Annotated in this window: 10 protein-coding genes; all 10 read left to right on the top strand. The window is 52.4% G+C overall.

The features are described 5' to 3' along the window. The first annotated feature begins 311 nt into the window (after positions 1-311). The 10 genes from P6910_RS02985 (at position 312) to P6910_RS02940 (ending at position 11,742) form a co-directional block, all read left to right on the top strand. On the top strand, positions 312-857 hold the full coding sequence (locus P6910_RS02985) for an ankyrin repeat domain-containing protein (protein WP_317144805.1): 546 nt from the start codon (positions 312-314) through the stop codon (positions 855-857). A gap of 398 nt (positions 858-1,255) precedes the next feature. Then, positions 1,256-1,804, top strand: coding sequence for an ankyrin repeat domain-containing protein (locus tag P6910_RS02980; protein WP_317144804.1), 549 nt, complete (start codon positions 1,256-1,258; stop codon positions 1,802-1,804). Between the two features lie 254 nt (positions 1,805-2,058). After that, positions 2,059-3,012 carry an ankyrin repeat domain-containing protein gene (locus tag P6910_RS02975; protein WP_317144803.1) on the top strand — a complete coding sequence of 318 codons (954 nt, stop codon included), beginning with the start codon at positions 2,059-2,061 and terminating at the stop codon, positions 3,010-3,012. 208 nt (positions 3,013-3,220) lie between these two features. Further along, positions 3,221-4,315 (top strand): ankyrin repeat domain-containing protein, encoded by a 1,095-nt coding sequence (locus tag P6910_RS02970; protein ID WP_317144802.1) that lies wholly within the window; start codon positions 3,221-3,223, stop codon positions 4,313-4,315. Between the two features lie 136 nt (positions 4,316-4,451). Further along, complete coding sequence (locus P6910_RS02965; protein ID WP_317144801.1) at positions 4,452-5,441, top strand: ankyrin repeat domain-containing protein; 990 nt, start codon at positions 4,452-4,454, stop codon at positions 5,439-5,441. Positions 5,442-5,796: 355 nt separating this feature from the next. Further along, complete coding sequence (locus tag P6910_RS02960) at positions 5,797-6,444, top strand: ankyrin repeat domain-containing protein (protein ID WP_317144800.1); 648 nt, start codon at positions 5,797-5,799, stop codon at positions 6,442-6,444. Between the two features lie 255 nt (positions 6,445-6,699). After that, complete coding sequence (locus tag P6910_RS02955) at positions 6,700-7,584, top strand: ankyrin repeat domain-containing protein (protein ID WP_317144799.1); 885 nt, start codon at positions 6,700-6,702, stop codon at positions 7,582-7,584. 136 nt (positions 7,585-7,720) lie between these two features. Beyond that, complete coding sequence (locus P6910_RS02950; RefSeq protein ID WP_317144798.1) at positions 7,721-8,590, top strand: ankyrin repeat domain-containing protein; 870 nt, start codon at positions 7,721-7,723, stop codon at positions 8,588-8,590. Between the two features lie 494 nt (positions 8,591-9,084). Beyond that, complete coding sequence (locus P6910_RS02945; protein WP_317144797.1) at positions 9,085-10,317, top strand: ankyrin repeat domain-containing protein; 1,233 nt, start codon at positions 9,085-9,087, stop codon at positions 10,315-10,317. A gap of 399 nt (positions 10,318-10,716) precedes the next feature. Beyond that, positions 10,717-11,742 carry an ankyrin repeat domain-containing protein gene (locus tag P6910_RS02940; RefSeq protein ID WP_317144796.1) on the top strand — a complete coding sequence of 342 codons (1,026 nt, stop codon included), beginning with the start codon at positions 10,717-10,719 and terminating at the stop codon, positions 11,740-11,742. Positions 11,743-11,923 lie beyond the last annotated feature (181 nt).

Raw genomic sequence — 11,923 nt, 5'->3', positions numbered from 1 at the left:
TATTTAGTCACAGCAAACTTTGATAGCCATACAAATGAGCTACCATACTTTCTTTGCACCTAACCCGCATTGCTTATTGGCTAGCACAGATGCTCTACTTATTTGTGGCATTGCTCGCTGCCCTCTCCCCATGGACAGTGAAGGCTGATCAATGTCCTATTTGTTTGGCTTACTTCCATGACCGTGATCCAGCGCCTGAGGTCGTCAAAACCCAATGTTGTGGCCAACGCTTCGATCTGGACTGTATTACGAGGTGTTTTCTTAATCAGCCCATCGGCTCACGCCGGTGTGCGATGTGTCGGCAAGACCCGATGCCTGTGGTGAATCAGAACACCTGTGAATCTCACCCGGATACATTTTTCCCCGATTGGACATTTTATGATGCCTGTTATGACGGGGATTTGGATCAGTTGGAGAGGTCACTGGCAGAAGGAGTCAATCTCAATGCCGTGATGGTTAATGGTCTCACTGCCTTGATGCTGGCATCCATTATGGGGCACACGGACGTCGTCGAACGTCTGATCAACGCCGGGGCGAATCCCAACGCTGCCAGAACTTTGGATGGCACCACCCCGCTTTTCGTCGCAGCTTTGAAGGGCAATACCGATTGTTTGGAAATCCTGATCAACGCCGGGGCGGATCTCAACGCCGCCAGGACTTTGGATGGCGCCACCCCGCTTTTCATCGCAGCCTGGAAAGGCTATGCCGATTGCGTGGAAATCCTGATCCACGTCGGGGTGGATCTCAATGCCGCCAGGACTTTGGATGGCTCCACCCCAGTGTCCATCGCAACCAAAATGGGCAATACCAACTGCGTGAAAGTCCTTACAGAGGCCGAGGCAAAGCAGGGAAAATGAGGTAAGGAAAGGAACAAAAGAAAGTCGGAGTGTTATTCAGTAACCACGACTTTCAGGTGTTCCCATCTTCCGGTTTTTTGATATTCATGATTATTTGGTCACAGCAAACTGTGATAGCCATATAAATGAACTATCATGCTTGTTTGGATCTAACCCGTGCTTATTGACCAAAACAGATGTTCTTCTCGTGGATGGCATTGCTCGCTGCCCTCTCCCCCTGGAAACCGGAGGCCGATCAATGTCCTTTTTGTTTGGCTTGCTTCCAAAGGCGTGATTCAGCGCCTGTGGTTGTCAAAACTCAATGTTGTGGCCGCCTCTTCGATCTGGATTGTGTTTCAAAGTGGTTTATTGATCAGCCCATCGGCTCACGCCGTTGTGCGATGTGTCGGCAAAACCCGATGCCTCTGGTGAACCTGAACACCAGTGAATCTCACCCGGATACATTTTTCCCCGATCAGACATTTTTTCGTGCCTGTTTAGACGGGGATTTGGAACAGGTGGAAAGATCACTGGCAGAAGGAGTCAATGTCAATGCCGTTATGAATGATGATTTAACGGCCCTGATGTTGGCGTCCTATGGAGGGCACATAGACGTCGTCGAACGCCTTATCAACGCCGGGGCGAACCCCAACGCCGCACATTCGAGTGGCGCTACCGCGCTGTACTTCGCTACCCAGGAAAATAACTCCGACTGCGTGAAACTCCTGATCAACGCCGGGGCTAACCTCAACGCCGCCACGACTTCGGATGGCGCCACCCCACTTTTCATCGCAGCCTGGAAAGGCTATACCGATTGCCTGGAAATCCTGATCCAATCCGGGGCGAATCTCAATGCCTACAGGACTTTGGATGGCGCCTCCCCGCTAGGCGCCGCAGTTGCCAGAGGCAATACCGAATACGTGAAAGCACTGATCGAAGCCGAGGAGCATCTCAACGCCCTGGACTAAAGGTGGCTCCACCCCGCCGTCCAGTGCAACCAAATTGGGCAATACCGTCTATGTGAAAGTCCTTATTGAGTCCGAGGCAAGGAAGGGAACAAAAGAAAGGCATTTTGCTATCCAGTAAACACAGCTTTCAGGTGTTCCCATCTTCCGAGTTTTGCAATGCGTGATTATTTAGCCAGAGCAAACTTTGTTAGCCATGCAAATGAACTACCATACTTTCTTTGCATCTAACCCGTACTACTTATCGGCTAGCACAGATGTTTTACTTATGGGTGGCATTGCTCACTACCTTCTCCCCGTCAACAGTAAAGGCTGATCAATGTCCTATTTGTCTGGCTGACTTCCATGGTCGAAGTGAAGCGCCTGTGGTCGTCACAACCCAATGTTGTGGCCAACGCTTCGATCTGGACTGTATATCGAGGTGTTTTACTGATCAGCCCATCAGCTCACGCCGGTGCGCGATGTGCCGACAAGACCCGATGCCTGTGGTGAATCAGAACACCAGTGAATCTCACCCGGATACATTTTTCCCCGATCGGACATTTTATCTTGCCTGTGTAAACGGGGATCTGGATCAGGTGGAAAGGTCTCTGGCAGAAGGAGTCAATGTCAATGCGGTTATGACTGATGATTTCACTGCCTTGATGTTGGCATCCGGCATGGGGGACATAGACGTCGTCGAACGCCTGATCGACGCCGGAGCGAATCCCAACGCTGCCTTGTCGGGTGGCACCACATCGCTTTACATTGCAGCCTGGAAAGGCCATACCGATTGCGTGAAACTCCTGATCGACGCCGGAGCGGATCTCAACGCTGCCTTGTCGGATGGCGCCACCCCGCTTTACACTGCAGCCTGGCATGGCAGTACCGATTGTCTGGAAATCCTGATCAATGCCGGGGCGAATATCAACGCCGCCAGGACTCGGGATGGCGCCACACCACTTTTCATCGCAGCTTGGAAAGGCAATACCGATTGCCTGAAAATCCTGATCCACGCCGGGGCGGATCTCAACGTCGCCAGGACTTCGGATGGCTCCACCCCGCTGTTCGCGGCAGCCATCAGCGGCAATACTGAGTGCGTGGAAATCCTGATCAACGCTGGGGCAGATCTCAACAGCCGGACTGAGCTTGGCACTACCCCGCTGTCCATCGCAACCCGGAAGGACAACACCGACTGCGCGAAAGCCCTGGTCAAGGCTGGGGCAAAATAGGGAACTGAAGCAAGGAGGGGAACAAAAAAAAGGCGTTGTGTTACCCGCTAAACACAGCTTTCAGGTATTCCCGGCTTCTGTGTTTTGAAATGCGTGATTATTTAGTCACAGCAAATTTAATAGCCATAAAACTGAATTATCGTACTTTTTTGGTGTCCAAGACTTATGTGGATAACTCATTGAATAAAATAACGAGGAGGTTTTACTGGTGGATGCCACTACTCACTCGCCTTTTCCCATGGGACCTGACGTAGCGTCGACGAACGATGCCTGTCCTATTTGTTTGGAAGACTTCCATGGTCGCGATGTGACGGCTGTGGCCATCAAACCTGTATTTCAAACCCAATGTGGCCACCGCTACCATGTGGACTGTATAACGCAGCTATTTCTTGAAGTACCCATAGACCGCCGCCAGTGCGCGTATTGCCGGAGAGACCCGTTCCCTGTGATGAATTTGAACACCGGTAAATCTCACCAGGCTAAATTTTTCCCCAATCTGATGTTTTATAATGCCTGTTCAATCGGGGACCGGAGACAGGTGTTCAGAGCACTGGCAGAAGGAGTCAATGTCAATGCCGTCATGAAGAAGGATACTCCCTTGATGTTGGCATCCAATGAGGGGGATGAAGTGATCGTCGACCGCCTGATCAAGGCCGGGGCCGACGTCAATACCGCCCGGACTGAGGACGGCGCCACCGCGCTGATGATGGCTGCCCAGCAGGGCAAGACCAACTGCGTGAAACGCCTGCTCAAGGCCAGGGCGGATATCAACGCCCGAACTGTGACGGGCGCCACCGCACTGTACTTTGCTGCTGACATAGGCAGAACCGGCTGCGTGAAGTTCCTGCTCAATGCCGGGGCAGATCCCAACATCCCCAAGACTTCGGATGGCGCCACCCCACTGTTCATCGCTGTTTCAAGAGGCTATTTCAAGTGCGTGGAACTCTTGATCAAAGACGAGGCAGATCTCAACACCCGGTTCAGGGATGGCAACACGCTGCTACTCATTGCAGCCTCCAGGGGCTCTTCAGGCTCCGTGGAACTCCTGATCAAAAATGGGGCGGATCTCAACGCCGCCTTGCCGGATGGTACCACCCCGCTGTTCCTCGCTGTCCAGGAAAATAACTCCAGCTGCGCGAAACTCCTGATTAACGCCGGGGCGGATATCAACGCGGCCAGAACCAGTGATGGCGCCACCCCGCTGTCCATCGCAATCGAGATGGACAACATCGACTGCGCACTGGCCCTTATCGAGGCCAAGACTTCGAAGAGAACAAATGAAGGGTACTGCATTATCCTGTAACACGGCTTTAAGGAGTTCCCATCTTCTGAGTTTTAGAAATTCGTGATTATTTAGTCACAGCAAACTTTGATAGCCATACAAATAAACTATCATGATTTCTTTGGACCTAACCCGCACTGCTTATTGGCCAGTACAGATGTTCTACTTATGGATCACATTGATCGCTGCCCTCTTCTCATGGACACTGAAGGCCGATCAACTTGAAATTTGTCTGGATTGCTACCACAGCCGTTATAGAGCGCCTGTGTTCGTCATCACCCGATGTCGCCACTTCTACCATCTGGACTGCATTACGAGGCAATTTGTTATTCAGCCCACAGGCTCTCGCCAGTGCGGGTATTGCCGACAAAACCCGCTCCCTGTTTTGCATTGGAATACCGGTGAATCGTACCCGGATACATTTTTCCCCAATCAGACCTTTTATGATGCCTGTTATGACGGGGATTTGGATCAGGTGGAGAAGTCACTGGCAGAAGGAGTCAATGTCAATGCCGTTATGACCGATGATTTCACACCTTTGATGTTGGCATCCTCCGGAGGGCACACGGACGTCGTTGAACGCCTTATCAACGCCGGAGCAAACGTCAACGCCGCCCGTTCGTGTGGTGCTACCGCGCTGTTCTTCGCTGCCCGGGAAAATAACCCCGACTGCGTGAAACTTCTGATCAACGCCGGGGCGAATCTCAACGCCGCCATGACCTCGAATGGCGCCACACCGCTTTTCTTCGCAGCTTGGAAAGGCAATACCGATTGCGTGAAAATCCTGATCAACGCCGGGGCGGATCTCAACGCCGCCAGGACTTCGGATGGCGCCACCCCGCTGTTCATCGCAGCCTGGAGGGGCTGCAACGATTGCGTGGAAATCCTGATCCACTTCGGGGCGGATCTCAACGCCGCCAGGACTTCGGATGGCGCCACCCCGTTGCTCGCCGCTGCTGAGAAAGGCAATACCGAATGTGTGAAAGCACTGGTCAACGCCGAGGCGGATCTCAACGCCGCCAGGACTTCGGATGGCGCCACCCCACTGTCCATCGCAACCAGGTTGGGCCATACCGACTGCGTGGAAGCCCTTACTGCGACCAAAGAAAGGAAGGAAACAAAAGAAAGGCATTTTGCTATCCAGTAAAAACAGCTTTCAAGTGTTCCCATCTTCCGGTTTTTTGATATTCATGATTATTTGGTCACAGCAAACTGTGATAGCCATATAAATGAACTATCATGCTTGTTTGGATCTAACCCGTGCTTATTGACCAAAACAGATGTTCTTCTCGTGGATGGCATTGCTCGCTGCCCTCTCCCCCTGGAAACCGGAGGCCGATCAATGTCCTATTTGTTTGGCTTGCTTCCAAAGCCGTGATTCAGCGCCTGTGGTTGTCAAAACTCAATGTTGTGGCCGCCTCTTCGATCTGGATTGTGTTTCAAAGTGGTTTATTGATCAGCCCATCGGCTCACGCCGTTGTGCGATGTGTCGGCAAAACCCGATGCCTCTGGTGAACCTGAACACCAGTGAATCTCACCCGGATACATTTTTCCCCGATCAGACATTTTTTCGTGCCTGTTTAGACGGGGATTTGGAACAGGTGGAAAGATCACTGGCAGAAGGAGTTAATGTCAATGCCGTTATGAATGATGATTTAACGGCCCTGATGTTGGCGTCCTATGGAGGGCACATGGACGTCGTCGAACGCCTTATCAACGCCGGGGCAAACCCCAACGCCGCACATTCGAGTGGCGCTACCGCGCTGTACTTCGCTGCCCTGGAAAATAACACCGAATGCGTGCAACTCCTGATCAACGCCGGGGCAGATCTCAACGCTGCCCTGCTGACTGGCGCCACTCCGATATTCTTCGCAGCCATGAAGGGCCATTCCGACTGTTTGAAACTCCTGATCAATGCCGGGGCAGACGTCAACGCCGCTCGGACTGACGATGGCGCCACTCCACTTTACATTGCTGCCCAGGAGGGCAATACCGATTGCCTGGAAATCCTGATCCACGCCGGGGCGGATCTCAATGCCTACAGGACTTTGGATGGCGCCTCCCCGCTAGGCGCCGCAGTTGCCAGAGGCAATACCGAATGCGTGAATGCACTGATCGAAGCCGAGGAGCATCTCAACGCCCTGGACTAAAGGTGGCTCCACCCCGCCGTCCAGTGCAACCAAATTGGGCAATACCGTCTATGCGAAAGTCCTTATTGAGTCCGAGGCAAGGAAGGGAACAAAAGAAAGGCGTCGTGTTATCCAGTAACCACAACTTTCAGGTGTTCCCATCTTCCGGTTTTTTGATATTCATGATTATTTGGTCACAGCAAACTGTGATAGTCATACAAATGAACTACCATACTTTTTTTGTATCTAACCCAAGCTACTTATTGACCAACACAGATGTTTTACTTATGGGTGGCATTGCTCACTACCCTCTGCCCGTCAATAGTAAAGGCTGATCAATGTCCTATTTGTCTGGCTGACTTCCATGGTCGAAGTGAAGCGCCTGTGGTCGTCACAACCCAATGTTGTGGCCAACGCTTCGATCTGGACTGTATATCGAGGTGTTTTGCTGATCAGCCCATGAGCTCACGCCGGTGTGCGATGTGCCGACAAGACCCGATGCCTGTGGTGAATCAGAACACCAGTGAATCTCACCCGAATACATTTTTCCCCGATCGGACATTTTATCTTGCCTGTGTAAACGGGGATCTGGATCAGGTGGAAAGGTCTCTGGCAGAAGGAGTCAATGTCAATGCCGTCATGAAGAAGGATACTCCCTTGATGTTGGCATCCAATGAGGGGGATGAAGTGATCGTCGACCGCCTGATCAAGGCCGGGGCGGACGTCAATACCGCCCGGACTGAGGACGGCGCCACCCCTCTGTTCATCGCTGTTTCGAGAGGCTATTTCAAGTGCGTGGAACTCTTGATCAAAGACGAGGCAGATCTCAACACCCGGTTCAGGGATGGCAACACGCTGCTACTCATTGCAGCCTCCAGAGGCTCTTCAGGCTCCGTGGAACTCCTGATCAAAAATGGGGCGGATCTCAACGCCGCCTTGCCGGATGGTACCACCCCGCTGTTCCTCGCTGTCCAGGAAAATAACTCCAGCTGCGCGAAACTCCTGATTAACGCCGGGGCGGATATCAACGCGGCCAGAACCAGTGATGGCGCCACCCCGCTGTCCATCGCAATCGAGATGAACAACATCGACTGCGCACTGGCCCTTATCAAGGCCAAGACTCCGAAGAGAACAAATGAAGGGTACTGCATTATCCTGTAACACGGCTTTAAGGAGTTCCCATCTTCTGAGTTTTAGAAATTCGTGATTATTTAGCCACAGTAAACTTTGATAGCCATACAAATGAGCTACCATACTTTCTTTGCACCTAACCCGCACTAATTATCGGCTAGCACAGATGCTCTACTTATGGATGGCATTGCTCACTACCCTCTCCTGGACACTGAAGGCGGATCAATGTCCTATTTGTTTAACTTACTTCGATAGCAGTGATGCAGTACCTGAGGTCGTCAAAGCCCAATGTTGTGGCCAACTCTTCGATCTGGACTGTATATCGAGGTGTTTTTTTAATCAGCCCATCGGCTCACGCAGTTGCGCGATGTGTCGGCAAAACCCGATGCCTTTGGTGAATCAGAACACCAGTGAATCTCTCCCGGATACATTTTTCCCCGATCAGACGTTTTATGATGCCTGTTATGACGGGGATTTGGATCAGGTGGAGAAGTCACTGACAGAAGGAGTCAATGTCAATGCCATTATGACTGATGATTTCACGGCCTTGATGTTGGCATCCTACTGGGGGCACACGGACGTCGTCAAACGCCTTATCAACGCCAGGGCGAACCCCAACGCCGCCCGTCCGAGTGGTGCTACCGCGCTGTTCTTCGCTGCCCAGGAAAATAAACCCGACTGCGTGAAACTCCTGATCAATGCTGGGGCGGATATAAACGCCGCCAGAACTTCGAATGGCACCTCCCCGCTTTTCATCGCAGCTTTGAAAGGCAATACCGATTGCCTGGAAATCCTGATCAACGCCGGAGCAGACCTCAACGCCGTCAGGACTTCGGATGGCGCCACCCCACTTTTCATCGCAGCCTGGAAAGGCTATACCGATTGCCTGGAAATCCTGATCCACGTCGGGGCGGATCTCAATCCCGTCAGGACTTTGGATGGCGCCACCCCGTTGGTCGCCGCTATTACGAAGGGCAATACCGAATGCGAGAAAGCACTGATCAAAGCCGAGGCGTTTCTCAACGCCTTGGACTAAAGGTGGCGCCACCCCGCTGTCCATTGCAATCGAATTAGGCAATACCGACTGCGTGAAAGTCCTTACGGAGGCTGAGGCAAAGTAGGGAACTGAGGCATAAAAGGGTACAAAAGAAAGTCGGGGAGTTATCCAGTAACCACGGCTTTCAGGTGTTCCCATCTTCTGAGATTTTGAAATGAGTGATTATTTAGTCACAGCAAATTTTGATAGCCACATAAATGAACCACCATGTTTTTTTGTATCTAACCCGTGCTCCTTATTGGCTAACACAGACGTTCTACTTATGGATAGCATTGCTCGCCAGCGTCTCCCCATGGACACTGAGGGCCGATCAATGTCCTATTTGTCTGGCTTACTTTCATGGCCGAAATGTAACGCCCGTGGTCGTCACAACCCAATGTTGCGGCCACCTCTTCGATCTGGACTGTATTTCGAGGTGTTTTGTTGATCAGCCCATCGGCTCAAGACGGTGCGCGATGTGTCGGCAAGACCCAATGCCTGTGGTGAATCAGAACACCAGTGAATCTCTCCCGGATACCTTTTTCCCCGATCAGTCGTTTTATGATGCCTGTTATGACGGGGATTTGGATCAGGTTGAGAAGTCACTGGCAGAAGGAGTCAATGTCAATGCCGTTACGCATGATGACTTCACTGCCTTGATGATGGCATCCGACGGGGGGCAGAAAGCAATCGTCGAAAGCCTGATCAAAGCGGGGGCGAATCTCAACGCCACCTCCACAGGTGGTGCCACCGCAATGCTCTTTGCTGCTCAGGAAAATAACATCGACTGCTTGGAACTCCTGATCAACGCCGGGGCGAATCTCAACGCCGCCTTTTCGAATGGTGCCACCCCGCTGTTGATCGCTGCAAAGAAGGGCAATACCGGCTGCGTGAAACTCCTGATCAACGCTGGGGCGTGTCTCAACGCCGCCTTATCGGATGGCGCCACCCCGCTGTTCTTCGCCGCCCAGGAAAATAACACCGACTGCTTGAAACTCCTGATCAACACCGGGGCGGACGTCAACGCCCGGACTGAGAATGGTATCACCCCACTATTCATCGCTGCCCTTAAAGGCAATACCGACAGCGTGAAAGCCCTGACCGAAGCCAACGCAGATCTCAACGCGAAAACTAAGAATGGTACCACCGCACTACTCATCGCTGCCCTTAAAAATAACATCGAATCCCTGAAAATATTGATCGAAGCAGGGGCAAACCTTAACGTTGCCAGAACTTCGGATAGCAGCACACCGCTGTTCATCGCTATACAAGAAAATAACACCGACTGTCTGAAACTCCTGATCAACGCCGGGGTGGATCTCAACACCCCACGGGCTAAGGATGGCGCCACCCCGCTTCTCATCGCAGTCTGGAAAGGCAATGCCGATTGCGTGGAAATCCTGATCAACGGCGGGGCAGATCTCAACGCCGTCAGGGCTAAGGATAGCGTCACCCCACTTTTCATCGCAGCCTGGAAAGGCCATACCGATTGCGTGGAAACCCTGATCCACGTCGGGGCGGATCTCAACGCCGCCGCGTCGGATGGCACCACCCCACTCTACATCGCTGCCAAAGAAAATAACATCGACTGCGTGAACCTCCTGATCAACGCCGGGGCGGATCTCAACGCTACCAGGATTACGGATGGTGCCACCCCGCTCTCCATTGCAACCGCGATGGGCAATACCGACTGCATGGAAGCCCTGATCAAGGCTGGTGCAAAGTAGCCGTGAAGGCCACAAAAGAAAGGATTTATGTTGTCCAGTGAACATGGCTCTCAGGTGTTCCCACCTTCTAAGCTTTTGAAACAGGTGATTATTTGGACACAGCAAACTTTGATAGCCATATAGATGAACTAACATGCTTTTTTGTATCTAACCCACACGGCTTATTGACCAACACAGATGTTCTACTTATGTGTGGCATTGTTCACTACCCTCTCCCCATGGACACTGAAGGCCGACCACTGTCCTATTTGTTTGGCTCCCTTTCATGGCCGAAGTGAAGCGCCTGTGGTCGTCAAAACCCAATGTTGTGGTCACCTCTTCGATCTGGACTGTATATCGAGGTGTTTTGTTGATCAGCCCATCGGATCACGCCGTTGTGCCATGTGCCGGCAAAACCCGATGCCTGTGGTGAATCAGAACACCAGTGAATCTCACCCGGATAATTTTTTCCCCGATCAGACGTTTTATAGTGCCTGTTTAAACGGGGATCTGGATCAGGTGGAGAGGTCTCTGGCAGAAGGGGTCAATATCAATGCTGTTATGACTGCTGATTTCACTGCCTTGATGTTGGCATCCATCAGAGGGCACACGGATGTCGTCGAACGCCTGATCAAGGCCGGGGCGCATCTCAACGCCCGGACTGAGGATGGCACCACCCCGCTATTCATCGCTGCCGAGGAAAATAACACCGAATGCGTGAAAATCCTGATCAACGCCGGGGCGGATCTCAACGCCCGGACTGAGGATGGCGCCACCCCGCTGTTCATCGCTGCACAAGAAAATAACATCGAATGCGCGAAACTCCTGATCAACGCCGGGGCGGATCTCAACGCCCGGACTGAGGATGGCGCCACCCCGCTGTTCATCGCTGCACAAGAGAATAACATCGAATGCACGAAACTCCTGATCAACGCCGAGGCGGAGCTCAACACCGCCTTACCGGATGGCGCCACCCCGCTGCTCATCGCTACACAAGAAAACAACCCCGAATGCGTGAAACTCCTGATCAACGCCGGGGCGGATCTCAACGCCCGGGCTGAGGATGGCGCCACCCCGCTATTAATCGCTGCCCAGGAAAATAACACCGAATGCGCGCAACTCCTTATTAACGCCGGGGCGGATCTCAACGCCGTCAGGATCAGGGATGCCGTCACTCCGCTGTTCGCCGCTGCTGCGACAGGCAATACCGACTGCATGAAAGCCCTGATCAAAGGCAAGGCGAATATCAACGCCCGAAATAAGGATGGCGCGACCCCGCTGCTCATCGCTGCACAAGAAGATAACACCGAATGCGTGCAACTCCTGATCAACGCCGGGGCGGATCTCAACGCTGCCCTGCCGAATGGCGACACTCCGCTGTCCATCGCAACCGAGCTGGGCAATTTCGACTGTGTGGAAGCCTTGATCAAAGCTGGAGCGAAGTAGGGAACTGAGACAAGGAAGGCAACAACAGAAAGGCGTTGTGCTATCCAGTAAACACGGCTTTCAGGTGTTCCCATCTTCCGAGTTTTGCAATGCGTGATTATTTAGCCACAGAAAACTCTGTTAGCCATATAAATGAACTATCATGCTTTTTTGTATTTAACCCGAGCTACTTATTGACCAA

It is taken from the genome of Endozoicomonas sp. 8E, from assembly GCF_032883915.1.
Lineage (GTDB): Bacteria > Pseudomonadota > Gammaproteobacteria > Pseudomonadales > Endozoicomonadaceae > Endozoicomonas_A.
The sequence above is the reverse complement of the archived record's forward strand: the minus strand, read 5'-3'. Positions and strand labels throughout refer to the sequence as shown.

What these genes read in the sequence shown, in the direction of transcription:
- P6910_RS02985 (WP_317144805.1), top strand. Translation starts at nt 312, where the DNA reads ATGCCTGTGGTGAATCAGAACACCTGTGAATCTCACCCGGATACATTT.
- P6910_RS02980 (WP_317144804.1), top strand. Translation starts at nt 1,256, where the DNA reads ATGCCTCTGGTGAACCTGAACACCAGTGAATCTCACCCGGATACATTT.
- P6910_RS02975 (WP_317144803.1), top strand. Translation starts at nt 2,059, where the DNA reads ATGTTTTACTTATGGGTGGCATTGCTCACTACCTTCTCCCCGTCAACA.
- P6910_RS02965 (WP_317144801.1), top strand. Translation starts at nt 4,452, where the DNA reads ATGTTCTACTTATGGATCACATTGATCGCTGCCCTCTTCTCATGGACA.
- P6910_RS02960 (WP_317144800.1), top strand. Translation starts at nt 5,797, where the DNA reads ATGCCTCTGGTGAACCTGAACACCAGTGAATCTCACCCGGATACATTT.
- P6910_RS02955 (WP_317144799.1), top strand. Translation starts at nt 6,700, where the DNA reads ATGTTTTACTTATGGGTGGCATTGCTCACTACCCTCTGCCCGTCAATA.
- P6910_RS02950 (WP_317144798.1), top strand. Translation starts at nt 7,721, where the DNA reads ATGCTCTACTTATGGATGGCATTGCTCACTACCCTCTCCTGGACACTG.
- P6910_RS02945 (WP_317144797.1), top strand. Translation starts at nt 9,085, where the DNA reads ATGCCTGTGGTGAATCAGAACACCAGTGAATCTCTCCCGGATACCTTT.
- P6910_RS02940 (WP_317144796.1), top strand. Translation starts at nt 10,717, where the DNA reads ATGCCTGTGGTGAATCAGAACACCAGTGAATCTCACCCGGATAATTTT.